23 protein-coding genes are annotated in these 26,333 nt (G+C 31.7%); all 23 read right to left on the reverse strand.

The genetic code is table 11. The annotated features are described in order from the left end of the window. Positions 1-11: 11 nt before the first annotated feature. The 23 genes from rnjB to LQ609_RS00955 all read right to left on the reverse strand — a co-directional run bounded on the left by rnjB (position 12) and on the right by LQ609_RS00955 (position 26,261). Complete coding sequence (rnjB, locus tag LQ609_RS00845; RefSeq protein ID WP_078356175.1) at positions 12-1,685, reverse strand: ribonuclease J2; 1,674 nt, start codon at positions 1,683-1,685, stop codon at positions 12-14. Positions 1,686-1,831: 146 nt separating this feature from the next. After that, positions 1,832-3,049, reverse strand: coding sequence for a M16 family metallopeptidase (locus LQ609_RS00850; protein WP_078356174.1), 1,218 nt, complete (start codon positions 3,047-3,049; stop codon positions 1,832-1,834). A 69-nt stretch (positions 3,050-3,118) separates the two neighbouring features. After that, positions 3,119-5,233 carry a polyribonucleotide nucleotidyltransferase gene (pnp, locus tag LQ609_RS00855; protein ID WP_078356173.1) on the reverse strand — a complete coding sequence of 705 codons (2,115 nt, stop codon included), beginning with the start codon at positions 5,231-5,233 and terminating at the stop codon, positions 3,119-3,121. A gap of 121 nt (positions 5,234-5,354) precedes the next feature. Continuing rightward, positions 5,355-5,624 (reverse strand): 30S ribosomal protein S15, encoded by a 270-nt coding sequence (gene rpsO, locus LQ609_RS00860; protein ID WP_078356172.1) that lies wholly within the window; start codon positions 5,622-5,624, stop codon positions 5,355-5,357. Positions 5,625-5,729: 105 nt separating this feature from the next. Next, a complete protein-coding gene (gene ribF / locus LQ609_RS00865; RefSeq protein ID WP_078356171.1) occupies positions 5,730-6,683 on the reverse strand; it encodes a riboflavin biosynthesis protein RibF in 954 nt (317 codons plus the stop codon). 12 nt (positions 6,684-6,695) lie between these two features. After that, on the reverse strand, positions 6,696-7,607 hold the full coding sequence (truB, locus tag LQ609_RS00870) for a tRNA pseudouridine(55) synthase TruB (protein ID WP_088368983.1): 912 nt from the start codon (positions 7,605-7,607) through the stop codon (positions 6,696-6,698). A gap of 85 nt (positions 7,608-7,692) precedes the next feature. Beyond that, complete coding sequence (locus LQ609_RS00875) at positions 7,693-8,316, reverse strand: hypothetical protein (protein ID WP_078356169.1); 624 nt, start codon at positions 8,314-8,316, stop codon at positions 7,693-7,695. Positions 8,317-8,320: 4 nt separating this feature from the next. Further along, the gene (locus LQ609_RS00880) at positions 8,321-9,673 is read right to left on the reverse strand and encodes a sensor histidine kinase (RefSeq protein ID WP_078356168.1); all 1,353 of its coding nucleotides are present in this window, start codon (positions 9,671-9,673) and stop codon (positions 8,321-8,323) included. Between the two features lie 4 nt (positions 9,674-9,677). Continuing rightward, a complete protein-coding gene (locus LQ609_RS00885) occupies positions 9,678-10,355 on the reverse strand; it encodes a response regulator transcription factor (protein WP_078356167.1) in 678 nt (225 codons plus the stop codon). A gap of 12 nt (positions 10,356-10,367) precedes the next feature. Beyond that, positions 10,368-11,747, reverse strand: a complete 1,380-nt coding sequence (locus LQ609_RS00890) for an SLC13 family permease (RefSeq protein ID WP_078356166.1) — start codon at positions 11,745-11,747, stop codon at positions 10,368-10,370. Continuing rightward, complete coding sequence (locus LQ609_RS00895) at positions 11,744-12,928, reverse strand: glycerate kinase family protein (RefSeq protein ID WP_078356165.1); 1,185 nt, start codon at positions 12,926-12,928, stop codon at positions 11,744-11,746. The genes LQ609_RS00890 and LQ609_RS00895 overlap by 4 nt, the downstream gene beginning before the upstream one ends. A 206-nt stretch (positions 12,929-13,134) precedes the next feature. Beyond that, entirely contained in the window at positions 13,135-13,479 is a 345-nt protein-coding gene (rbfA, locus tag LQ609_RS00900) for a 30S ribosome-binding factor RbfA (RefSeq protein ID WP_078356164.1), read from the reverse strand. Between the two features lie 138 nt (positions 13,480-13,617). Then, positions 13,618-14,607, reverse strand: a complete 990-nt coding sequence (locus LQ609_RS00905; RefSeq protein WP_078356163.1) for an alpha/beta hydrolase fold domain-containing protein — start codon at positions 14,605-14,607, stop codon at positions 13,618-13,620. Between the two features lie 77 nt (positions 14,608-14,684). Continuing rightward, entirely contained in the window at positions 14,685-15,251 is a 567-nt protein-coding gene (locus tag LQ609_RS00910) for a dihydrofolate reductase family protein (protein ID WP_078356162.1), read from the reverse strand. An 87-nt stretch (positions 15,252-15,338) separates the two neighbouring features. Continuing rightward, entirely contained in the window at positions 15,339-15,746 is a 408-nt protein-coding gene (gene arsC / locus LQ609_RS00915; RefSeq protein ID WP_078356161.1) for an arsenate reductase (thioredoxin), read from the reverse strand. Between the two features lie 20 nt (positions 15,747-15,766). Continuing rightward, a complete protein-coding gene (gene arsB, locus LQ609_RS00920) occupies positions 15,767-17,056 on the reverse strand; it encodes an arsenite efflux transporter membrane subunit ArsB (protein WP_239734236.1) in 1,290 nt (429 codons plus the stop codon). After that, a complete protein-coding gene (locus tag LQ609_RS00925) occupies positions 17,053-17,373 on the reverse strand; it encodes an ArsR/SmtB family transcription factor (RefSeq protein WP_239734237.1) in 321 nt (106 codons plus the stop codon). The genes arsB and LQ609_RS00925 overlap by 4 nt, the downstream gene beginning before the upstream one ends. A gap of 168 nt (positions 17,374-17,541) precedes the next feature. Next, positions 17,542-19,638, reverse strand: a complete 2,097-nt coding sequence (gene infB / locus LQ609_RS00930; protein WP_239734238.1) for a translation initiation factor IF-2 — start codon at positions 19,636-19,638, stop codon at positions 17,542-17,544. A 4-nt stretch (positions 19,639-19,642) separates the two neighbouring features. Then, positions 19,643-19,969 carry a ribosomal L7Ae/L30e/S12e/Gadd45 family protein gene (locus LQ609_RS00935; protein WP_078356157.1) on the reverse strand — a complete coding sequence of 109 codons (327 nt, stop codon included), beginning with the start codon at positions 19,967-19,969 and terminating at the stop codon, positions 19,643-19,645. Beyond that, positions 19,966-20,250 (reverse strand): RNase P modulator RnpM, encoded by a 285-nt coding sequence (rnpM, locus tag LQ609_RS00940; RefSeq protein WP_078356156.1) that lies wholly within the window; start codon positions 20,248-20,250, stop codon positions 19,966-19,968. The genes LQ609_RS00935 and rnpM overlap by 4 nt, the downstream gene beginning before the upstream one ends. A 16-nt stretch (positions 20,251-20,266) precedes the next feature. Then, positions 20,267-21,334, reverse strand: a complete 1,068-nt coding sequence (gene nusA, locus LQ609_RS00945; protein ID WP_078356155.1) for a transcription termination factor NusA — start codon at positions 21,332-21,334, stop codon at positions 20,267-20,269. A gap of 18 nt (positions 21,335-21,352) precedes the next feature. Further along, complete coding sequence (gene rimP / locus LQ609_RS00950; RefSeq protein ID WP_078356154.1) at positions 21,353-21,820, reverse strand: ribosome maturation factor RimP; 468 nt, start codon at positions 21,818-21,820, stop codon at positions 21,353-21,355. Between the two features lie 121 nt (positions 21,821-21,941). Further along, positions 21,942-26,261 (reverse strand): PolC-type DNA polymerase III, encoded by a 4,320-nt coding sequence (locus tag LQ609_RS00955; protein ID WP_481817181.1) that lies wholly within the window; start codon positions 26,259-26,261, stop codon positions 21,942-21,944. Positions 26,262-26,333 lie beyond the last annotated feature (72 nt).

Here is a 26,333-nt window from a genome sequence, read left to right on the forward strand (position 1 = left end):
AAAACAATCCATTAGATTTCAGAAATAATAGGAATAATCATCGGGCGACGCTTCGTTTGTTCATATAAATATTTGCCGAGTTTATCACGCATATTTTGTTTCATTTCAGACCATTCAATTTTCTTTTGGAGTAATCCTTCTTCAACAATTTCACGTACTTTTTCTGAAGCATCATTTAATAATTCTTCACTTTCTCTTACATATACAAATCCACGTGATTGAATTTCAGGTCCTCCAACAATTTTTCTGTTCTTAGGATCTAATGTTACTACAGCTATAAATATGCCATCTTCAGCTAATAAGTGTCTATCTCTTAAGACAATATTACCTACATCTCCGACACCAATTCCGTCTATTAATACATTCCCTGCTGTTACTTTTTCATTGGCAAGCATTTTTTCACCATCAAAATTAACAACGTCACCTTTTTCAAGTAAGAAAATCTTCTCAGGATTCACACCAGTTTCAGCAGCCAATTTCGCATGTGCAATTTGCATTTTAAATTCACCTTGTACAGGAATAAAGTATTCCGGTTTCATTAAATTAAGCATCATTTTAAGTTCTTCCATACAACCATGACTTGAAGCATGCGTCTTTTTATTATTAGGCATGATATGTGCACCAGCTTTAACAAGCTCATTTAAAGTTTGTCCAATAATAACTTCCATATTTGCAGAGGCAGTAGTAGAAATGTAAACATTATCCCCTTCTAAAATATTCATAATTGGATGTCTTTGTTGAGCCATTTGACCTAGTGCTTCAATTGGTTCACCTTGCATACCAGTTGCAATGATAATCATCTCGTTCTTAGGATACTTACTAATATCGTGAACAGGAACTAATAAGTTTTCTGGAATATTAAAATAACCTAGTTTACGTGCTACGTTAAATGAACTTTCTAATGAACGTCCTAAGAATGAAACTTTACGATTTAATTTGCTTGCTGCGTTTAATACTTGTTGTATACGGATAAAGTTAGATGCATAACAAGATACAATGATTCGACCATTTGCTTTAGCAAATTCATCTACTATATGACTTTCAATAACATTTTCCGGAACATTATATCCAGGCTTTTCTGCTTCTGTTGAATCACTAATTAGTGCAAATACACCATTTTGACCAATTTCAGTCATTTTAGCAATATCTGGTGCATATGCCCCTTGTAAACTTTGGTCGAATTTAAATTCACCAGTATATACGATAGATCCGTAAGATGTATGTATACATACACCTAAACTATCTGGGATTGAATGTGTTGTATTAAAGAACGTTACATTAACATTTTTAAATCTCATTACTGAATCTTTATTTACTGTATAGTAACGTACTTTTTTATTTATTTTTCTAGCTTTCATATGGTCTTTTACTAACGCAATCGTTAATCTAGAACCATAAACAGGTGCATCTAATTTTTCAAGTATATAACTTACTGCACCAATTGAATCTTCATGTCCATGTGATAAGAAGATACCTTTAAGCTTTTCTTTATTTTCAATTACATATTGTATATCTGGTATAACAACGTCTACGCCTAACATTTCATCTTCTGGAAACATTAAACCAGCGTCTAACATGAACATTTCTTCATCCACTTCAACGATATACATATTTTTTGCGATTTCTCCAACACCACCAAGTGGTATGATACGAATTTTATCATTTTTCTTTTTAATTAAACTCAAAATTGTTCCTCCTAAATGTAGTCCCGTCCATAATATATTTATTTAATCATACCATTTATATAATCGTTTACACAAGCACATACAACAGACTTATACATAATTAAAATAAAGGAAGAGAATATTTTTACTTCTTATTACGATATATATTATTTCTCTGTAAGTATAAATTCAGAATAAGGCGCTTCAAGTAATATTTTTGTAGCTGTTTTAATATCTTTTAACTGAATTTGATTGATTTCTTTTTCAAATTTATCGTTTGAAATAAGTTCGTTATGAAACATGATTGAACGCGCATTTCTTGTCATTTTATTTTGATTAGATTCGGAAGCCATTAAGAAACTTGTTATAATATGACTTTTTGCATCGTCTAGTTCTTCTTGCGTAATGCCATCTTTGAGTAGGTTTTCAAGAACTTCTGTAATCAACTTGCTTGAAGCATCCACATTCTCTTTATCTGTTGCAACATAGATTGTCAACAAGCCATCGTTCGGAAAGCTTTGGAAATCCGAATAAACATTATAGCAAAGACCGTGTTCTTCTCTAAGCACTTGGAATAATTTAGAACTCATCGTTTCACCTAATATTGTATTTAATATATTAGTAGAATAATAGTGCTCATCATTATAGCTTGGTGCGACGTAGCTTCTCATAAAGTGCGTTTGTTCAAGTTCATTTTTATAGTAAGTTTCTTTCTTTTCAATAAACTGCATTTTTTGTTGATCTTCATCAATAGCAATACTCTGCTCATCTGTTAATCGTTCGATTATTTCTTCTTTTAAAGATTCACTGTACGCACCAGCAACAGAAACGATTAATCGATTACTTTGATAAAATTTTTCATGAAAATCGACTAAAGTCTTTCTATCAATTTCATTAACACTTTGTGGTGTACCTAAAATCATTCTACCTAATGGTTGGTCTTTATAGATTTCATTTTCTAATTTATCCAATAACCATTCTTCAGGTGTATCTTCAATCATTTTAATTTCTTCAAGGATTACTTTTTTCTCGCGCGTAATTTCTTCTTCTATAAATAAAGGATTCTTAACCATGTCCAATAATAAATCTGTTGCTTTTTTTTCAAATCTTTTTAAAGTTTTACAGAAGTAACAAGTATAAAGCTTAGTTGTGTATGCATTATTATATCCACCAATTTTATCAAATTCAGTTGATAATTGCTGTCTTGAATACTGTTTACTTCCTTTAAAAAGCATATGTTCCATAAAATGGGCAATACCTTCAGGATAATCTCCTTCATTAGCTGTACCAGTCTTTACATATACACCAATACTAATTGTTTCACTATTAGGAACATCTTCAAATATTAATGTTGTACCATTTTTTAATGATTTTAATTCTGTCATTCTATCACCTCATAATAAAAATAGGGACACGTGAATGTCCCTATTTAAAGCATTTATTTAATTATATTACTATTTTTGTTCTTTTTCTTCATCCAATAACACTTTACGTGAAGCATTTACACGTCCTTGACGGTCAATTTCAGTAACTTTCACTAAGAATTGATCACCAATTTTTGCTACATCTTCAACTTTGTTAACTCTTTCGTTTGAAAATTGAGAGATATGAACTAGTGCATCTTTACCTGGGAATATTTCAACAAATGCACCAAATTTCTCGATACGTTTAACTGTACCCATATAAATAGCGCCGACTTCCGCTTCTCTTACGATATCTTCAATGATTTTACGTGCACGATCAATCATTTCTTTATCTTTAGAACCGATAAATACTGTACCATCTTGTTCAATGTCTAATTTAACACCTGTTTCATCAATGATTTCATTGATTTTTTTACCTCCAGGTCCAATAACATCTCTTATTTTGGCTGATTTAATATGCATGATTTCTATTTTAGGAGCATATTGACTTAATTCTTCTCTAGGCTCTCTTAACGTTTCTAACATATGGTTTAAGATATATAGTCTACCAATTCTAGCTTGTTCAAGTGCTTCTTTTAAAATTTGCTCACTTAAACCGTCAATCTTGATATCCATTTGAATTGCAGTAATACCTTTTTCAGTACCTGCAACTTTAAAGTCCATATCACCTAAGGCATCTTCCATACCTTGAATATCTGATAAAATTGTATAATTATCATCTTTAGTAATTAACCCCATTGCGATACCTGCAACTGGCGCTTTAATTGGTACACCAGCATCCATTAATGCTAATGTTGATCCACAAATTGAAGCTTGTGAAGATGAACCATTAGATTCAAGTACTTCAGATACAACTCTTATTGTATAAGGGAATTCTTTTTCATCTGGAATTACTTGTAATAAAGCACGTTCTCCTAATGCACCGTGTCCAATTTCACGACGACCTGGTCCTCTTACTGGGCCAGTTTCACCAACTGAGAAGTTAGGGAAATTATAGTGATGCATGTAACGTTTTTGTTCTTCAGTACCAAGTCCATCAATAATTTGATGTTCTCCAAGCGCACCTAAAGTAGCAACTGAAAATGCTTGTGTTTGTCCACGCGTAAACAATCCAGAACCATGCGCTCTTGGTAATAGACCAACTTCTGATGCTAATGGTCTAATTTCTTCAGGATTACGTCCATCAGGTCTAATTTTATCTTCTGTAATTAAGCGACGAACTTCGTCCTTAACAAGTGTATCTAAAATTTTACTTGCAGACTTTAGAACTTGTTCGTTATCAGGATCTTCTTCATTATCGAAATGTTGAAGCACTTCATCTTTAACAGCAGAAATATTAATATCACGTTGTTGTTTTTCTTCAGTTCTTATTGCAGCGTTTATGTCTAAAGCTTCAGCTTTTGTACGAACTGATTCTTCAAATGAAGCTTCAATTTCTACTGGAATAAATTCTGCTTTTACAGGTTGAATTTCTTCAATAATTGCTTCTTGGAATTCAACAAGTCTTTGTATTTCTTTATGTCCGAACAAAATTCCATTTAACATCATTTCTTCTGTTACTTCTTTAGCACCTGCTTCAACCATGTTTACTGCATCTTTATGTCCTGCTACTTGTAAATCCAATAAAGAAACTTCTTTTTGCTCTACATTTGGATTTATAACATACTCACCATCTACTAAACCTACATTTACACCTGCAATAGGTCTTTCAAATGGGATGTCAGAAACAGATAATGCCATTGAAGAACCAATCATTGCTGCCATTTCTGGAGAACAATTTGAATCTACACTCATGACAATTGATATTACTTGAACATCATGTTTATAGCCTTTAGGAAATAGAGGTCTAATTGGTCTATCAATTAATCGACTTGTTAAAGTAGCATCTTCACCAGGTCTACCTTCACGTTTATTAAATCCACCAGGAATTTTACCTGCTGCGTACATTTTTTCTTCGTAATTTACCATTAATGGGAAAAAGTCTACATTTCTAGGTTCTTTAGATGCAGTTGCTGTTGATAATACAACTGTATCCCCATATCTTACTAATACTGCACCATTAGCTTGTTTTGCTAATTGGCCTGTTTCAATTATTAATGGACTGCCTGCCCATTCTGTCTTAAAGACTTTTTTCTCTTGAGACATTTATGAATCTCCTCTCATACAATTAATCTCTTATATCATACCATTATATACTTATTTTTTATATTTATTTATAAAAAAAATCGAAAGAAATCTGATCGATTTCCTTCGATTGATATTGTGATTAACGACGTAATCCTAATGATTTGATTAAATCACGGTAACGTTGAACATCATTGTCACGTAAATATGTTAATAAATGTTTACGACGACCAACCATTTTTAATAATCCACGACGTGAATGATGGTCTTTCTTATGTGTACGTAAATGTTCGTTTAAAGTAGTAATTTCTTCAGTTAAAACTGCGATTTGTACTTCTGGAGAACCCGTATCTGTTTCGTGTACGCGGTATTCTTTAATTAGTTCGTTTTTTCTTTCTTGTGAAATTGCCATTGTCAATTTCCCTCCTATAATTGTATTCACCGTAAACCTGAGCGAATCGTCGGAGTGTCGATTAGCCAAGGAATAGGCACTTAAACTATTATACATAAAAGCATATTATCTTTCAAGCAATAATAACGATTTCGCTTCTTCTTTATCTTTTGTGATTTGACTTACGAGTGCATCAATTCCATCAAACTTTTGTTCTGGTCGAATAAAGTGATGCCAATAAACTTCAACACGCTCTCCGTAAATACTTTCATCAAAATCAAATATATTTACTTCAATACTTATTTGAGAAGCAGAAGGGTCATGGAATGTCGGTTTAACACCAACGTTACATACACCTTTATACGTTTTATCTCTAGATTTAATGAGTATAGTAACTGCGTATACGCCTTTTCTAGGTAAAACGTAATCATCAACCGGTTCTACATTAGCCGTTGGAAATCCAATTGTTCTACCTCTTTTTTCACCTTGTACAACCATTCCTTTAATAACATAAGGTCTACCAAGAGCCAAATTACACGCTTCAATTTCACCAAGTTCAAGTGAAGCTCTTATATCCGTTGTAGAAATTTTATCATCGTCTTGCAAAGTTTGTTTAGATACTACATGTACGCTAAAAGGATAATCATTCTCTTGTAAAGAAGACATATTACCTTTTCCATATTTACCAAAACTAAAATCATATCCTGCAATAACAGCTTTCACATGATTTTGTATGAAATACTGATCTATAAAATCATCTGCAGATACATTTGCAAAAGTTGAAGAAAAGTTTACTACGAAACAATAATCGACGCCTAATTTTTCTATTGATTCTATTTTGTCAGCAATAGGTGTTAAATATGTTGTTCGCTTCTTCTCAGGATTCAATACTACTGAAGGGTGTGGATCAAATGTCATGACTGCTTTCTTTAAATGTTGATCTTTAGCTACTTTAATCATTTTTTGAAGTACTTTTTGATGCCCTAAATGTATGCCATCAAAAAATCCAATTGCTAAAGCAATATTTTCATTTACAAATTGTGTTGATTTTATTGGGTGTGTAATTTCTATAACTTCCATCAAAATACTCCTTTAAAGAAAAACTTTTTTCGGCTTATATAATGCACTATTTTTTTCGTATGTATCCATTATTGCTATGGCTTTTTCTTCATACCAAACAACGAATATACCATCATGTTTATGTTCGTCTATTAAATGTTTTTCTATTTTTTGTCCGTTTTGAATTCTTTTAACGATGTCTTCATCGTTTATCGTTATTTTTTCTAAACCATTCAATCCATATTCTAATGGAAGAAGCACATTTTGTAACTTATCTTGCTCAACTATTTCTCTTAAATCATCCAATTTAACAGCTTGGTCGAGTGAAAATCCACCACTTTTTAATCTGATCAAATGAGACATATGTGCTGGAAAGCCTAATAACTCACCCACTTGGGTTGCTAAAGTTCTAATATAAGTCCCTTTACCACATTCTACTTCGATTTCAAATTTGCAGATTTGGTCAACATATGAAATTTCTGAAGTTAATTCTATGCTATTAATAAAGACTTTACGAACAGGTCTTTCAACTTCAATATTTTGTCGTGCGTATTCATATAATTTTTTGCCGTTTACTTTCACAGCAGAGTACATAGGTGGTATTTGTTCAATCTCACCAACTAATTTATTCAATGTAGATCTTATATCTTCGGTACTCCATGTATGCTCATTTACAATTTTCTGTTCTACTAATTCACCTGTTTGATCTTCAGTAGTCGTACTAAAACCAATCGTAACTTCTGCTTTATATTTTTTGCCACTTTCCATAACATAGTCACTTACACGTGTTGCTTTACCAATACAGATAGGTAATACACCACTCACTTCCGGATCCAATGTTCCCGTATGACCAACTTTTTTTGTCTTTAATATTTTACGAAGTTTAAACACAACATCATGGCTTGTCATGCCTACTTCTTTATGAATTGCTAATATGCCATCCAACTTTACGACCTCCAAAACATGCTTCATTTCAATATAAGTTTACATGAAAATGCAATTAAAAAGAAGAAATAACTGATAATCTACTTTAATCGTCTTCGTAGTCATCATTATCATAGTCATCATCATCTTCATAATAATACTGTTCTTTCTTAGCATTTCCCTCATTATAGTCAGTTTGAGGGCGTTCTATATTAAACCAAGATACTGAATTAACCTTACCATTTAACGCATTAACAGAAACCATTGCACCTTCATCATGATCTACATGCTGAGTGACTGTATAAGTAGCTGGTTTAGATTTCTCATTTTTTTTAATATCTACAAATGTTCCACCAACTTCATTCATAACAATCTGTTTAGCTCTTTTTTCAGTTATAAATGTTTGTTTCTCTTTTTCTTTTTTAGGTTTCTGCTTTTTTGCGACTTGTTTAGAAATTGATTGTGATGTAACATTTTTAATTGTTTCATCTTTTCTGTCAATTTCTAAACTATATTTTTTATCTTTATCTTTAATCACTACATAAAACATTCGATCATCCTTAGATTGAGTTAATTTAATTAACTCGCCTTTATACCTTTCTGACACCAAAGTTTTCGCATGATTTTTATCCATCAATTGTTCTGTTGACCTGAAATAAATAATAGTAATTAAAGTAATTAGAAGTATTGCCATAATAACGATAAGAACAGGCTTAATTAGTTTCTTCACATTTTCACACCTTTCTCACTTTTAAAATAAATTCTGATCCAATACCTAATTTACTATTAACTTGTATATCGATTTGGTTTTTAGATGCCAGTTCTTTTGCTATGGATAAACCTAATCCAGATCCACCAGACTGACGAGATCTCGCTTTATCAATTCTATAAAACCTCGTGAATATTTTATCAATATCTTCTTCAGGGATACCAGGACCATAATCTTTAATTTTAATTTCTATATATTTATTTTTACTTATTAAAAATAAATCAATTTCTGATTGACTATATTTGTACGCATTATCTAAGAAAATTGTTATTAACTGATTAAAACTTTCTTTATTAATTTTACCAATTAAAACATTTTCATTTGTGTGTACATTAATTTTTCTTTTATATACTTGTGAAAGTTTTTTAGTTAAATTCGAAACTTGTGAAACAATATCAACATTTGAAAAAACAATATCATGAAATGTACGTTCTATTTTAGCCAAATCTAACATTTGTTCAGTTAAATATTTTAACCTTTTAGCTTCTTCATTTATTGTATCTATTCCCTCATCTAATAAATCGGGTCTTGTTTTGCCAAATCTTTTTAACATTTCGCTATAAGAAGTCATAACAGTAATTGGCGTTTTTAATTCATGAGAAGCATTAAGTATAAATGCTTGTTGCTTTTCGTCATGGTCTTTTAAATTAAGCATCATTTCATTGAAAGTATTTGAAAGTTCTTTCAATTCTTTCATATCGTTATTATTTATATTTATTTTACTGTAATGTTTTGTTTCTCTCGTTTTATTCATTTGTTCAATAAGCTCATTGATAGGCTTCAAAATAATTTGCGTAATGATTCGATTCAATAGAAATATCACGATTAGTATAATGAATGTTGAAACAATTAATATCCACTTTAATATTGAAAAAGTTTCGTACTTAAAATCAATATTTTCAAATATTTGAAGATTATTTACTTCACCATTTTTCAAAATAATCGGTAAAGATACCATTGCAAAATGATTTCCATTTTTATCAACCACTTTTTTATATTGTCTATTTTTGTATGATTCTGCTAAATTCTTATATTTAATATCAGTTGATATTTGCACAATATTTTTATTTTTTGGATTTACTACAGTAATATATCCATCTGAGAGTAAATAAGATTGAAGAACTGCCTCCGTATTTACATCACTATCTGAAGTGTTTTGGAATTCTTTCATTATATTTATTCCCCTGCTTTCTAACTGAGTCACTTCAGATTCTAGTGAAATCTTTTGGTAGACAAAGTAAACAAATAAATTAATGCAAATAACAACAATAACTATCATAACAGTGGTATAGAGTTGTATTTTCGTCCCAAGTTTCATTGATTTAATCCTTTATCATATATCCAATACCTCTTACGCTAGATATTAAGGATATTTCATTTTGATCTAGTTTTTTTCTTAAATATCTTACATAAACATCGATGACATTTGTATCACCATAATATTCGTATCCCCAAACTTTTTCAATAATCTGTTCTCTAGTCAAGGCTTGGTTTTTATTCTCAACAAAATATAACAATAAATCATATTCTTTCTGCGTTAAGTTTATTAATACTTTATCCATGTATACTTCTCGACTTAATGGATGAATAACTATATGTTTAAAGTGAATTTCACTATTATTCTCATTTGTGACTTCATTATTTTGTTTTAAATGAACTCTAATTCTAGCTAGCAGTTCTTCTATTTCAAATGGTTTTGTCATATAATCATTTGCCCCAGAATCTAAGCCACTTACTTTATCCATAACTGCATCTCTTGCAGTTAACATAATTATTTTAATGTTATTATCTACTTCTCGAATCCTTCTCAGAACCTCTAATCCGTTTAATTCAGGAATCATAACGTCTAATAAGACTAGGTCAAAGTCTTTTGATTCAAATAAATCTAAAGCTCGCTTACCAGTATTCGCAATACTAATTTCGTAATTTGCATACTCTAACTCTATTTGTATAACTCTTGCAATTTTCACTTCATCTTCGACTATTAATATTTTTTTCATTTTAGTACTCCTTTATCTAAGCGATAAGCCAGTAAATTGCCACCAAAAATAATAACATGCAATCATCATTAACATATATATTGGCATCAAAATACTGCTAAGTTTTGCTAAATCTTTATTTTCAAAAGGCTTATTTTCTTGCTCATAAAATAAAAGTAGTGCTTTCGAACTTACTGGAAAAGTAACACAATAGTTAGTTCCAATCAAAGTTATAAAAACGACCGCAACTGGATTTAAATTAAACATATCACTAAACAATAAAAATAATGGAACAAACACGACAGCTCTAGTAGTATGACTTGTTACATATAAATGTGACGTTACAGTTATTATAACAATAATCAATAATATAACTTGTACATTTATATTTTCAAATCCAGATAGATAACCAAATAAATGTTCTTGTATATATTGAACAACTTTATATGAAACGAGTAATTTTCCAAGTGATGTTGCTCCAGCTACAAAAAATATTAAACTCCATGAAATACTTTGTAATCCTTCTTTCCATGATATGACACCTACATTAGGCGTTACTATAACAATACTCATAACAATTGTTATAAATGCAATATCAAATCCATGTATAGATTCTGTTATCCACAAACTAATAGTAATTAACAAATATAACAAAGTCTTTTGCTCTTTAACACTAAATGCTGAACGATTCCTTTTTAAATAGTTTGAAGTTGTTTGGGTATTGATTTCATTTGTATTAAAATTCATTTTATTTATAATAATTAAGCTTATAATGCCTATCATGATGCCAAAAGGCCCACCCCATAAAAGAAATTCAACATAAGAAATATTTTCATTTGTTTGACCTTTTAACAATCCAATACCTACAATATGACTACCAGCACCTATTAATGTCAGGTTTGCACCCATTAAAATAAGTACAGGTATCAATAATGCAAAATATTTTTGATTGTCTTGAAATCTAATAGCAAAAGCTTTATATATTGGCAACATAGCTGCAGCTCTCCCAGAAGTCGATGGAACCAATATTGATATTACTTGAACTATTATAAATAGAAATAAATTCATTTTATTTTTTGTACGACATTTATCATTTATCCAATAAATTAATCTATCTAACAAACCACTTTTCTCAACAGCAGCTCCAATAATAAATGCCCCAATCATGAGCCACACAACTTGTTCATTTAAAGATTCAAATAATACTTTTTCTGGCAATCCAAGTACAATACCTATTATTAATGCTATAAATGCAGAAAGTCCTGCAGGCATGTTCGTTAATAGAAACAATCCTAAAGATAATACAAATACTATTAAACTAAGTTGTCCTAAATAAGGTAAATCAGTACTTAAAAATACTATTATAGAAAACACAAAATAAATACACAGATATATTAATTGTTTATTACTCATTGTACAGCATCTTTTATTTTATACATTTGATTGCCTAAATTTATACCAATCAAAATATGTCTCAGTGCATTTTCAGAACAATTTTCTAACCATTTATCTGCGTCTAAAATTGAATTTTCTAATGTCGTTGGTTCTGGAATAATACTACTAAACGCATCAATACCACTTTGATAATTTATCTTTGCATTATGCCCGATTGTACCTGCAAATGCGATGACAGGTTTTCCATGTATTTTTGCTATTCTCGCAACTTCTGATGGGATTTTTCCGTTAGGTGTTTGAAAATCAATACATCCTTCTGCAGTAATTACTAAATCTGCATTTTTTATAGCATCAGAAATTTCAATATACTTCATGATGATTTCAAATCTAGGGTATAAACGCGCATTAAGAAATCCATATAATCCAGCACCTAAACCACCCGAAGCACCACCACCACTCATTAATGAAACATCCTTGTTTTTAAATCTTTTTATGAGTCTTGCAAGGTGTTCTAGATTATTAGACAATTTTTCGACATCACGAGGAGATGCACCTTTTTGTGGCCCATACACTCTTGCTACTCCTTTATTACCACATAATAAATTTGTCCAATTTACTGCTACATCTATATTTACTAAGTGAATTCTAGCATCTATATATCTCATATCAACACCATGAATTCGATCGATTTCACCGCCGCCATTTATGAATATTTCATTACCATGTTTATTTAAGAATTTAACACCTAATGCTTGCGCCATTCCAACGCCACCATCAGAAGTTCCTGAATCCCCACATCCAATTAAAATTCGTTCAGCACCGCAATCTAATGCTTTAATTATAGTTTCACCTACACCAAATGTAGTTGTATTAATTGGATTTCTCATGTCCTTAGGTACTTGTCTTAACCCTGCAATTGCTGCCATTTCTATCACTGCTGTTTTAACACCATTTTCTACAAAAATTCCAAAAAAAGATTCTGTAGGTATACCAACTGGCCCCATCACATGAGTCTTGATTTTGCTTCCTTCTTTCAATTTTATAATCGTATCTACAAAACCTTCACCGCCATCTACCATCGGAATAGTTGTTACTTGATGTGAAGAATCTACTTTTTTTATACCCTTTGTAATTGAATGACCCACTTCCTCTGCACTTAAACTTTCTTTAAATCCTGAAGGTACAACAACAATTCTCATTTTTATTTCCCCCTTATTTATTCTTTGCTATTTTTAACTTGATTTAACTATACCTTTGCAAAGTTCATAAATAATTAGAGAAAAATTAAAACTTGATTAAAAAGAAAAAACGAAGCTAGGACAAATTAATTGTCTTAGCTTCGCTTTATTATATTTGCAGTAGATGATTGGTCCACTACATATAAATTCAATCAAATATTCAAACTTTAGTCATTACGATTTAAATCTTGAATCATACGTTCAATCTTATTACCATAATCGATTGATTCATCATATTTAAAATGTAATTCAGGTAGAATACGTAATTTCATACGACTTCCAATCTCAGATTTAATGAAACCTTTACCTTTTTCTAAACCTTTAAATGTATCTTCTTTTTCTTTATCTGTTCCTAATACTGTTAAATAAACAGTAGCATGAGATAAATCACCAGGAAGTTCTACATCTGTAATCGTTAAAAATCCAACTCTTGGATCTTTAAGTTTATTGTTTATAATATCCATTAATTCTTTTTTCATTTGTTCGCCAACGCGTTCAGAACGAATACTCATTTCTTTCACCTCTTAATATTCAAATCTCTATTTATACATTATTAAATTATAACACATGCTTGTTGGCTTAAAAAGACAATCATATCAAAGTTTAGGTAGTTTAAATATTATGATAAATGCGACATTATTTAAACATCATTAATCGTTCTTATCTTTATAAGCATTGATCGTATTATAAATAATACTTCTTGCTTCTTTAGCTTCTGGTATAGGCTCTAATGGAAACACATGATTTTGATTTATATACTCATGATATGCCACGTTATTATTAAATGCTTGTAACTTGTCATTAAACAATTGAATATCCGGTAATAAAATTTCTCTAGAACCTACGAATAATGTAATTGGTGGTAAGTCTTGCAAGTCTCCATAAGTTGGTGATAATAGATGATGTTTTTTATCAGTATGTCCACTCCATAATTCACCAACAAATTTTAATGATTCAACTGTTAACATTGGATCACTTTCTTGAAGGAATTCAGTCATATTTTCATTATCCATATTAATATCAATCCATGGAGAAATTAAAAAGACATGAAGCGGTTGTTTAATCTCTTGTTCTTTCAATAACTGAACTAAACCTGTCGCTAATCCACCTCCAGCAGAATCACCAATTATCACTATGTCATCGTAAGTTTCAATCATTCTACGATACAAATCAATAATAAGTTCATAAGACCTTAAAAACATTTCATTTGGAGCTTTAGGATATATTGGCAACTCAACAGTAGCATCTACTTTCGTCGCTAATTCTTCTATAAAATAATGATGAAAAATAGACGGTTGATGAATATATGCACCACCATGTAGGTATAATATACCAATATTTGATTTTGCTTTCACATTATAATTAATCACTTTCATTTCATCAATAAAATAATCATCCATATCAGTCTTTGGCTTATACATTTTAGGAAGTTGATATTCTTCCTTATTAACTTTATACAACGCATTAACAAAATCACATTTAGAATCATAATCGTCATAACTAGGACGTTGCGTTTTTGAAGCAATAATCCATTCAGCAATTTGACTTCTCATACTTCTTTTAGAAAGTTTCTTGATTACAACTTGGCTAAGTGCTAAAGTACCTCCGACAGTAGCTACACCTTTAAATAATGTTTTCATATCTATCTACTCCATATTTCTTAATACAAATATATTCCCGTTTTTTGGTATAAGTACACATAAGAAATTACATTTTGTTATTCATCATTTCTATAAATCAACTGTATTACACCTGATTGAAATGTTCTAGTATTGATGAGTTTTAGTTCTTGTCTATCTTCAATATCTATAAATAGCGGTTTTCCTTTTCCGAGAACGATGGGATGTACTGATAATCTATATTCATCAACTAAGCCGTATTTTACAAATGATGTAATTAAGCTTGATCCACCGTACAACCAAATATCTTTTCCAGGCTCTCTTTTTATTTCATTTACCCTTGTATCAATATCATCTTTAATAATATTCACATGATAATCATCAAAATTAAACTTTTTGGAAAAGACATATTTTTCTTTAGAATGTACCTTGCTCCACATCGCTTTATCATCTTCAGAATCCGTTAAACTTGGTTGAAAATCTCCCCACATTTCATAACTTTTTCTACCATAGAAAATAGTATCTATTTGATCTAGAAAATCATCGAAATTCATTTCAGGATCCATAATACACCAATCAATTTCACCATTTTCACCTTCTATAAATCCATCAAGCGTAACAGCTAAATCTAGAATAATTTTCCTACTATTGTCTTTTTCTATCATAGTCTAACCTCCCAAATGGTCTTTCTCTCATCATACAGGATAAAATAAAACCTTCATATATATCCACTTATATGAAGATTTTTATGTTTATTTATTTGTCGTTTCTTCTTTAAATATTTTGATTTTCAATCCTATTTCATCTCTAACTCGTTGAAATTCAGACCATTCTTTTCCTGCTGGATCGTCAAAACCCCAATGTTCTTTTTGTACATGTGCTGGAATTGTTGGGCAGTTTTGATCTGCATGACTGCATAACGTCACAACTAAATCAGCTTGGTTAAGTATATTTGAATGAATTAAATCAGAAGTTTGATCAGTAATATCAATGTTAACTACTTTCATTGCATCTATTGCTTTTGGATTTACACCATGTGTTTCTATACCAGCTGAATATACATTCCATTCGTCACCTAGTAATTGCTTACCCCATCCTTCAGCAATTTGACTTCTACATGAATTACCTGTGCATATAAAGTAAATTATTTTTTTATTCATATATAAATGCCTCTTTTTCTTTAAAATATTATCAATGTTATATATAAGCCTAATAATGTAATAAATAGTACTGGGATTGTAATGATTATACCTGTTTTAAAATATGTTCCCCATGGTATTTTTACGCCTTTTTGAGAAAGTACGTGTAACCATAGCAAAGTAGCTAATGAACCTATAGGTGTTATTTTAGGTCCTAAATCTGAACCTATAACATTAGCATATATCATGCCTTCTTTTAATGTCCCAATTACATTTGATTGATTTATTGCTAATGCATCAATTAGAACGGTGGGCATGTTATTCATAATAGACGATAGAAATGCTGCGATAAATCCCATTCCCATAATACTTGCAAACAGTCCATGTTGAGAAATTGATGTAAGGATATCTCCTAGGATTGTTGTAATACCTACGTTTTTAAGTCCAAACACTACGAGGTACATTCCTATTGAGAATATTACAATATTCCATGGCGCACCTTTAATTACTGCTTTTGTATTTACAGCTTTTGATTTTCGTGCAAGTAATATAAATATTATTGCAATTATACCAGCAATAATCGATACAGGTATATGAACAAATTCGCTAATTAAATATCCTATTAATAATATCGCTAACACTACCCAAGAAATATAAAAGAGTCTTTCATCTTTAATTGCAGTTCTAGGATTTTTAATATGACTTGCATCAAAAGTTCTTGGAATTGATGATTTGAACAACAACCATAATACAAGAATACTTGCAACTAAAGAAAATATGTTAGGAATAATCATACGCGTGAAGTATTCTACAAAGCCAATATTAAAATAATCGGCTGAAACGATATTAACTAAATTACTTACGATTAATGGTAGTGAAGTCGTATCTGCTATAAATCCACTCGCAATGATAAACGGGAATATAATCTTTTTATTAAACCCTAAATTACGGACCATCGCTAATACAATCGGTGTTAATATAAGTGCAGCCCCATCGTTAGAGAAAAATGCTGCAACAACAGAACCTAATAACATAATATATATAAACATTTTCAATCCATTACCATTAGATGCTTTTACCATATGTATAGCTGACCATTCAAAGAAGCCAATTTCATCTAGAATAAGAGAAATTAGAATAACTGCCTCAAATGTTAATGTTAAATTCCATACAATGCCGGTCACTTCTATTACATCAGAAAAACTAACCACTCCCGTTATAATGGAGATGATAGCTCCTATTAGTGCTGTTATACCGATATCCAAGCCTTTAGGTTGCCATATAACAAATATTAGAGTTATTACAAAAATCAATATCGCTAATATAGTCATGCTTTGCACACTCCTGGCTCCATAGAGTTACAAATACAAGATTCACTATTGTGATAGATGCTTTGAAGTTGATTGTTTAACTCATTAAATAATTCTGTATTTAAACGATACATTCTTTTATTACCTTCTTTTCTAGTAAAGATCAAATTACAGTTAACAAGAGACTTCATATGATGGCTTAAAGTTGGTTGAGAAAACTGAAAATGTTCTAATAAATCACAAGCACAAAGTTCACCACATGATAGTAAATCTATAATTTCTAAACGATTTGAATCAGATATTGTCTTTAATAATGTTGATAGTACTTTATAATCCATAAACTCTCCCCCATTCCTCTTAATAGATTAGCATCTATATAGATTTTAGATTAAAATCAAGTCAAAACGCACGAAGACTTCAGAGATATCGGGCGATTCAGCTCATATCCAATAAAAAAATGAGGCTGGGACAAATTAATTGTCTCAGCCTCAACTTAATATTAAATATTATTTTCTTTCGATTTCAACCATTTTGAAAGCTTCAAATATGTCGCCTTCTTTAATATCGTTGAATTTCTCAATTGTGATACCACATTCGTATCCTGTTGCTACTTCTTTAGCGTCATCTTTGAAACGTTTTAATGTATCTAATTCACCTTCAAAGATAACGATACCGTCACGTATTATACGGACACTTGAATCTCTCGTAATTTTACCTTCAGTTACGTAACTACCTGCAATTGTACCTACTTTAGATACTTTGAAAGTTTGACGCACTTCTGCTTGTCCAATTACTTGTTCTTCATATTCAGGATCTAATAATCCTTTCATTGCTGATTCAATTTCTTCGATTACTTTATAAATAATACGGTGTAATCTCATATCTACGTTTTCTTCTTCAGCGGCACGTTTTGCACCTGCATCAGGTCTTACGTTAAATCCAATTATTATACCGTTTGATGCTGCTGCAAGTGTAACGTCTGATGCATTGATAGCACCAACTGCTGTATGAATTATACGTACGTTAACACCTTCTACATCAATTTTCATTAATGATGCTGCTAAAGCTTCTACTGAACCTTGTACATCACCTTTAATAATAATATTTAAGTCTTTCATTTCACCTTGTTTCATTTGTTCAAACAAGTTATCTAAAGAAACACTCTTACTATCTTGACGTTGTTTTAAGATGTTTTCTTGTTGACGTCTTTCACCGATTTGACGAGCTTCTTTTTCGTTTTTAAATACTACAAAACGATCTCCAGCTTGAGGTACATCATGTAAACCAGTAATTTCAACAGGCGTAGATGGGCCAGCTATTTTAATACGTTTACCTAAATCACTTACCATAGCACGTACACGACCATATGTGTTACCTACTACTAATGAATCTCCAACTTCTAAAGTACCATTTTGTACTAATAGAGACGCTGCAGGTCCACGTGATTTATCTAACTCTGCTTCAATAACTGTACCAACTGCTGCACGGTCAGTTTTGGCTTTTAATTCTTCGACTTCAGAAACAAGTCCGATCATTTCTAGTAAATCGTCGATTCCATCACCTTGAATTGCAGATAGTTGAACAAAGATTGTATCGCCACCCCAATCTTCAGGGTATAAACCATACTCTCCTAATTCTTGCATAACACGATCAGGATTTGCTGTTGGTTTGTCAACTTTGTTTACAGCTACAATAATAGGTACTTCAGCAGCTTTTGCATGGTTAATCGCTTCAATTGTTTGAGGCATAACACCATCATCAGCAGCTACTACAAGTACTGTAATATCAGTTACTTGAGCTCCACGTGCTCTCATTGTTGTAAATGCAGCATGTCCTGGAGTATCTAAGAAAGTAATTTTTTTGTTATTATTTTCTATTTGATAAGCACCAATATGTTGAGTAATACCGCCAGCTTCTCCAGCTGTTACACGTGTATGACGAATTGAGTCTAATAGCGTTGTTTTACCGTGGTCAACGTGCCCCATGATTGTAACAACTGCTGGTCTTTCGATTAAACTTTCATCATTTTCGTCTTCAGTTTCAAAGTAATTTTCTAAGTCAGTTTCATCAACATGAATTTCTAACTCTGCTTCGATTTCATAATCAGCACAGATCAATTCAACAGTTTCAGTATCTAAACCTTGGTTAATATTAGCTACTACACCAAGTAAGAATAATTTTTTAATAATTTCAGAAGCATCTTTATTAATTTTATCAGCTAATTCACCAACAGTGATACCTTCTTCATAAGTAATTAAAGATGGTGATTCTTGAACTACTTCTTTAGGTTGTTGTTGTTGTTGTTGATTATTTTGCTTTTTGTTATTTTGCTTCTTATTTTTATTATTCTTTTGTTGATTATTATTTGGTTTGTTGTTGTTTGGTTTGTTATTTGTTTTGCTAGTAATTGCGTGAGTAGTTGGTTGTTCTTTTTTAGCTGTTTCTTGCTTTTTGAATGCTTTATCTAAAATTTTAATGTCGTTCTCCTCTAATGCTTGCATGTGATTTGATACTTCTATATTATTTTTCTTTAACTCATCAATTATATCTTTACTCTTTAAATTGATTTCTTTTGCATACTCATATATTCTTTTTTTACTCATATACTCACTCCTCATGAAAATCATGAATCATCGTTTTTAGCTTTTTGCTAAATCCAATGTCAGTTATGCCCAACACCACTCTGCTTTCTTTTCCAATTGCGTAGCCTAATTCAAAGCGTGTAGCAAAAGTTAAAAGTGTTACATGATAAGTTGCACATTTATTTTTTATTGTTTTTGTAACATTTGCTGCAGCATCTTCTGATAGTATGACAAGTTTTACGTTGCCTCTTCTCATTTCACTTATAACAATTTCTTCCCCTGTTTTAATCTTTCTAGCTCTTGTTGCTAGACCGAGAAGGTTCAAAATTTGGTCTTTCTTATCTATACTCATTTAGGTATACGCTCACGATATATTAAACGAATAATTTCTTTATATACAGGTTCGAGTGTTTCTTTATCGCTGCCGAAATATCGTTCTAATTTACCTTGTTGCTGTGCAGTTTCAACAACGTCTAGATCTTTAGAAACATATGCGCCACGTCCTGGTGCTTTACCAGTTGCGTCAGCTTTAATTTCGTCAGCTTTATTTTTAACTACTCGAATCATATCATTTTTTGGTTTCATTTCATTTGAAAGTATACATTTACGCATTGGTATCTTTTTCTGTTTCATGATAAAAGCACCTACCTTATGATTCTTCAGTTGAAATAATGCCTGCTTCTTTTGCATCAGTTTCTGATTTGATGTCAATCTTCCAACCAGTTAATTTTGCTGCAAGACGAGCATTTTGACCACGTTTACCAATCGCTAATGACAATTGATAATCTGGTACAACTACAGTAGTTGATTGATTAGCTTCATCAACAATAACTTCTACAACTTGAGAAGGGCTCAATGCATTTCTTACAAATACTTTTGGATCTTCATCCCATTCGACAATATCGATTTTTTCTCCGCCTAGTTCATTAACTACAGCTTCAACACGAACACCTTTAGCACCAACACAAGCACCAACTGCATCGATATCTCCGTTTTCAGAAGTAACACTTATTTTAGAACGGTCACCCGCTTCACGTGCTACTGATTTAACAATAACTGTACCATCATAAATTTCAGGTACTTCTTGCTCAAACAAACGTTTTAATAAGCCAGGATGTGTACGTGAAACAAAGATTTGAGGTCCTTTAGTAGTTTGCTCAACTTTATTTACATAAACTTTAATACGTTCATTTGGTAAGTATTGTTCATTTGGACTTCTTTCAGCTTCTGAAAGAACTGCTTCAGTACGACCTAAATTAACATATACATAACGATGATCGACTCTATCAATAACACCTGTTACGATATCATCTTCTTTATCAATAAATTCATCATAAAGAATGCCTCGTTCTGCGTCTCTTAAACGTTGCATTACTGCTTGTTTAGCAGCTTGTGCACCAACACGGCCAAAATCTTTAGGTGTAACATCTTCTTCAAAGACATCACCAATTTCGTATGCTGGGTTCGTTAAAAGAGCTGTATCTAAAGCTACTTGGTCTCTATAATCTTCAACATCTTCGACAACGTCTTTTCTAGAAATAACTCTATAAGTTCCTTCGTCAAGATTTAATTCTATTCTAACATTTTTAGCACTGTCATAATTTTTTTTATAAGCAGTAATCAATGCTGCTTCAATTGCATCTATTAATACCTCACGTGGTATTCTTTTTTCCTTCTCAAGGTATTCAATTGCAAGTAATAATTCATTACCTTTCACAATGTATCCTCCTTTATATTATAAAATTACTGATCGACGTGCTTTTGCTATTTTTTTGCGAGGCAACGTGACATTTTTAGTTCTTGTTTTTATTTTCACTTCAAGCAAAATCGATTCTTCAGTAACTTCTTTTAAAACACCTAACCATTCTTTATCCCCTTCAATAGGTTCATATAATGAAATAAATACAGGTTGATCAATTGCATTCAGATAGTCTTTTTCTTTTTTTAATGGACGTTCCGCTCCTGGAGATGATACATCCATGAAATACGGTTCTTTAATTGGATCTTCTTTGTCCATAACTTCACTAATCTTTTCAGAGGCAATTGTGCAGTCGTTTAAATCAACGCCACCGTCTTTATCAATTGCAATACGTAGATAATAGTCTGGTCCTTCTTTAACATATTCGACATCTACAAGTTCATAATTTAATTCTTCAAGTATTGGTTGAATGATTTCCTCAACGTTTGCTGCAACTTTACTCATAATGACCTCCCTCTTAATACAAACAGAAAAGAGCGGGAAATGTCCCACTCTTTCAACGTCAGAGTATTATTTTAAGCAATAATAGTATATCACATAATGGCGCTATGCTCAAGGATATACGTTACAAATCAAAAATAGAAAGCTGAGCTTTATCTGGCATATTTGGAAGTGAACCAAGTTCATCCAAATAATCTATGATTTTTTGCGAAACTCCAGCCTTTTTATTAAGATCTTCTTTAGCTAAAAATGGCCCTTCTTGTCTCGTTTCAACGATACGTTTAGCTACATTCTCACCCAGTCCTGGAACTGCGATAAATGGAGGGATTAAAGTGTCACCTTCAATTTTGAATTCAAATGCATCACTTTTTTCTAAACTTACCGGTAATAATTTAAATCCACGATGAGCCATTTCATTCGCAATTTCTAATACTGTTAATACATCTTTTTCTTTTTTAGCTAATTCATGGAATCTACTGTAATACTCTTTAATTGCAGATTTAATAGATTCTTTATCTTTAGTCATGACTTTTAAATCAAAGTCTGTTGCACGTACTGTAAAGTAACTTGCGTAATAATACAATGGATAGTGAACTTTGAAGTAAGCGATTCTTAATGCCATTAATACGTATGCTGCAGCATGTGCTTTAGGGAACATGTATTTAATTTTCTTACATGAATCTAAATACCAATCCGGCACTTCATTTTCTTTCATTGCTTCTTCAAATTCATCAGTTAAACCTTTACCTTTACGTACCGCTTCCATGATTTTAAAGGCAAGTGAAGGTTCTAAACCGTTATACATTAAATAAACCATAATATCATCACGACAACCAATAACACTTGATAAGTCACACGTACCAGTTTTAATTAATTCTTGCGCGTTTCCTAACCATACGTCCGTACCATGTGATAATCCTGATATTTGAACGAGTTCTGAAAACGTCGTTGGTTTAGTATCTTCAAGCATTTGTCTTACGAAACCAGTACCAAATTCTGGTACACCGAATGTTCCAGTCTTACATAAAATATCTTCTTCTGTAACACCTAATGATTCTGGTGTACTAAATATTTTCATAGTTTCTTTATCATCTACTGGAATAGTCTTTGGATCAATTCCTGATAAATCTTGAAGCATTCTGATCATAGTAGGATCATCATGTCCTAAAATATCAAGCTTCAGAATATTATCGTGAATTGAATGGAAATCAAAGTGAGTCGTTTTCCATGCTGATTTCTGATCATCTGCTGGAAATTGTATCGGTGTAAAGTCGTATATATCCATGTAATCAGGTACAACAATAATACCACCTGGATGTTGTCCGGTTGTTCGTTTAACACCTGTACAGCCTTTCACCAATCTATCAACTTCAGCTGCACGCTTATGAATACCTTGATCATTCAAATATCCTTTCACATAACCGAATGCTGTTTTTTCAGCTACAGTACCAATTGTTCCTGCTCTAAATACTTTATCTTCACCGAAAAGTTCTTTCGTATAATTATGTGCAATAGGTTGATACTCACCACTAAAGTTCAAGTCAATATCTGGTACTTTATCACCTTTAAAGCCTAAGAATGTTTCGAAAGGAATATCTTGTCCTTCTTTTATCATATCTACATGACATTTTTCACATTGTTTATCAGGCAAGTCAAATCCAGAACCGACAGAACCATCATTAAAGAAGTGACTTTCTTTACAAGATGGACAGATGTAGTGAGGTGGCAATGGATTAACCTCTGTAATTTCGGTCATTGTAGCAACAAAACTAGAACCGACAGAACCACGTGATCCTACTAAATATCCATCATTAAGAGATTTCTTAACCAATCTTTGTGAAATTAAATAAATAACTGCAAATCCATTACCAATAATACTTTCAAGTTCTTTTTCTAGTCTATCAATAACAATTTGAGGCAGTTCTTCACCGTATAAATTTTTAGCATTAACATAACTCATTTCACGAATTTCTTCGTTTGCACCTTCCATGTTAGGCGTATATAATTCATCCCTAATTGGAACGACTGTTTCTAGTCGGTCAGCAAGTTCGTTTGTATTTTTTACTACGATTTCATATGCTTTTTCTTCACCTAAAAAGTGGAATTCATCTAACATTTCATCTGTCGTTCTAAAGTGTGCTTTTGGTAACGTTTGTCTATTAAGTGGATTACCAGGTTGAGCTGCAATCAGTATTTTTCTAGCTACAGCATCATGCTCATTTAAATAATGTGCATTTCCTGTTGCGATAACTGGGATATCCAGTTTTTCACCAACGCTCAATATACGAGAATAAATTTCTTCCATTGTTTCATTGTCTTTAATAAGTTCTCTATCAATTAAATCTTGATATAAACTCTTAGGTTGAACTTCTATATAATCATAATATTTGGCAACTTTTTCAACTTCATCTTGGTCTTTCTGCATGACAGTTGTAAATACTTCACCTTCATCACATGCGCTTCCAACTAGAATACCTTCACGGTGCTTATTTAACAATGAACGTGGTATACGCGGCGTACGATAGTAGTAATCAACTAATGATGCACTTACAATTTTAAATAGATTTTTTAATCCTACTTGATTTTGAACAATCAATGTAACATGAGACGGTCTTGCTCGTTTATAAGCTTCATCGTTAGATAAATGTTTATTAATTTGATTGTGATTATGTACACCTAATTCTTCTAATTGTTTCAGCATTTTAATGAATATATGAGCTGTAGTTTCAGCATCATATATCGCTCTATGGTGTTGAGTAAGTTCTACTCCATATTTTTTCGCTAAGAAATTCAAGCCATGCTTACCATATTCAGTATTAACTGTACGAGATAATTCTAATGTATCGATTACAGCATTTGTAGTAGCACCAATACCTATTCTTTCAAAGCCCGTGTCTATAAAGCCCATATCGAATGAAGCGTTATGGGCAATATATATTGCATCTCCAACCCACTCATGAAATTCACTTAATACTGTTTTAATATCCGGCTGTCCTTGTAACATTTCATCCGTGATACCTGTTAAGTTTTTAATTATTTCTGATAAACGTACACCCGGATCAGAAAAGCGTTCGAAAGTATCAATGACTTCTCCATTCCTTACTTTTACAGCTGCTAATTCTATAATTTGGTCATATTGACTTGATAGTCCTGTTGTCTCCACGTCAAATACGATATATGTAGCTGTTTTAAGAGGTATATCCTGTGGTTTATATGCAATTGGAACACCATCGTCCACTAACATACCTTCCATTCCATAAATCATTTTAATATCATTTTTCATAGCAGCAGCATGAGCATCAGGATACCCTTGTACACCGTTATGATCAGTTATCGCAATAGCTTTATGTCCCCACTTTGCAGCTTGTTCAACATACTTTCCAATATGACTAATACCATCCATTTGACTCATTGATGTATGCAGATGAAATTCTACCCTTTTATCTGGGGCTTTATCTAGTTTCGGTGATTTCTTAATTTCGTGAATATCAGTCATCATCATTACTAAATCACGAATAAATTGGTCTTGTTCAATTCTTCCTTGTGCTCTAACCCAAGCACCGACTTTTAAAGCTTTAAAATGTTCTAAATCATCTTTACCTTTTCTAGTGAACATTTTAAGAATCAGTGAATCCGTATAGTCAGTAATTTTAAGTGTAACAATATGTCTACCACTTTTTAATTCTTTCATTTCAATATCAAAAATAACACCTTCTAGTGCTACTTTGTATTCTTCTTCTATAATTTCTTCAATTTTACGGATTGAATCAACTGGTATATCTTTACCAATTTGACATCGTGACACTGCATTTTCATTATCACCAGATTCAGCTTTTTCTTTTTTCATTTTTTCCATTTTCTCAGATGCAATTCGAGCTGCTTCTTCATCTTCTTGTTGTATATGAGCTTCGAATGACTCTAGCTCTCTCTTCATTTGTTCTTCATTATCCATTGTTTCAAAAATGACACGATTTATTTGAAAACCACATTTTTGCAATGCTTTAACTAATGAACCGTTAACCCTTTTATCAAAATAGTCGCGCTCAATATCATTATTAACTTGAACTTTCACTACTTCTTCAGCAAAAATAATTGGTTTTTGTTTTAATTGATGTTTAACTTTATCGCTTAAATCCGTACCATCGATACAATGTGGCATATATTTTAGAATATGCTCATCTATTTGTTCTTTATTAGCCACTTCAATTGTCCAATCAACTTCTGCAATACTTTGAAAAGCAGATTTTAGTTGATTCGTAAAAACAAGATACATTTCGCTTGATAAGTATTGCGGTAATTTGATGTAGAAATGCCACAATCTTTTAGCTTGAGATACATCAATTCTTGTTAATTCACCTTGTTCAACAATACTATTATCAAGTTCATCTGTAATGTTCATCTGTGTGAGAAGCGTTTGGAATTTCTCTTTCCCTGTCATTGACACTTATACGACCACCTTCATCAAAATGAAAAAGAGGCTAATCTAAAAATAGCCTCTTTAAATATCTTATATTAT

The sequence above is a fragment of the Mammaliicoccus sp. G-M28 genome, from assembly GCF_022386595.1.
Classification (GTDB): Bacteria; Bacillota; Bacilli; order Staphylococcales; family Staphylococcaceae; genus Mammaliicoccus; species Mammaliicoccus fleurettii.

Bases quoted from the DNA above. Each gene is read 5' to 3' on its own strand.
- LQ609_RS00850 (WP_078356174.1), bottom strand. From the start codon at position 3,049: ATGACAGAATTAAAATCATTAAAAAATGGTACAACATTAATATTTGAA.
- pnp (WP_078356173.1), bottom strand. From the start codon at position 5,233: ATGTCTCAAGAGAAAAAAGTCTTTAAGACAGAATGGGCAGGCAGTCCA.
- rpsO (WP_078356172.1), bottom strand. From the start codon at position 5,624: ATGGCAATTTCACAAGAAAGAAAAAACGAACTAATTAAAGAATACCGC.
- ribF (WP_078356171.1), bottom strand. From the start codon at position 6,683: ATGGAAGTTATAGAAATTACACACCCAATAAAATCAACACAATTTGTA.
- LQ609_RS00880 (WP_078356168.1), bottom strand. From the start codon at position 9,673: ATGAAACTTGGGACGAAAATACAACTCTATACCACTGTTATGATAGTT.
- LQ609_RS00885 (WP_078356167.1), bottom strand. From the start codon at position 10,355: ATGAAAAAAATATTAATAGTCGAAGATGAAGTGAAAATTGCAAGAGTT.
- LQ609_RS00890 (WP_078356166.1), bottom strand. From the start codon at position 11,747: ATGAGTAATAAACAATTAATATATCTGTGTATTTATTTTGTGTTTTCT.
- LQ609_RS00895 (WP_078356165.1), bottom strand. From the start codon at position 12,928: ATGAGAATTGTTGTTGTACCTTCAGGATTTAAAGAAAGTTTAAGTGCA.
- rbfA (WP_078356164.1), bottom strand. From the start codon at position 13,479: ATGAGTATTCGTTCTGAACGCGTTGGCGAACAAATGAAAAAAGAATTA.
- LQ609_RS00905 (WP_078356163.1), bottom strand. From the start codon at position 14,607: ATGAAAACATTATTTAAAGGTGTAGCTACTGTCGGAGGTACTTTAGCA.
- LQ609_RS00910 (WP_078356162.1), bottom strand. From the start codon at position 15,251: ATGATAGAAAAAGACAATAGTAGGAAAATTATTCTAGATTTAGCTGTT.
- arsC (WP_078356161.1), bottom strand. From the start codon at position 15,746: ATGAATAAAAAAATAATTTACTTTATATGCACAGGTAATTCATGTAGA.
- arsB (WP_239734236.1), bottom strand. From the start codon at position 17,056: ATGACTATATTAGCGATATTGATTTTTGTAATAACTCTAATATTTGTT.
- LQ609_RS00925 (WP_239734237.1), bottom strand. From the start codon at position 17,373: ATGGATTATAAAGTACTATCAACATTATTAAAGACAATATCTGATTCA.
- infB (WP_239734238.1), bottom strand. From the start codon at position 19,638: ATGAGTAAAAAAAGAATATATGAGTATGCAAAAGAAATCAATTTAAAG.
- LQ609_RS00935 (WP_078356157.1), bottom strand. From the start codon at position 19,969: ATGAGTATAGATAAGAAAGACCAAATTTTGAACCTTCTCGGTCTAGCA.
- rnpM (WP_078356156.1), bottom strand. From the start codon at position 20,250: ATGAAACAGAAAAAGATACCAATGCGTAAATGTATACTTTCAAATGAA.
- rimP (WP_078356154.1), bottom strand. From the start codon at position 21,820: ATGAGTAAAGTTGCAGCAAACGTTGAGGAAATCATTCAACCAATACTT.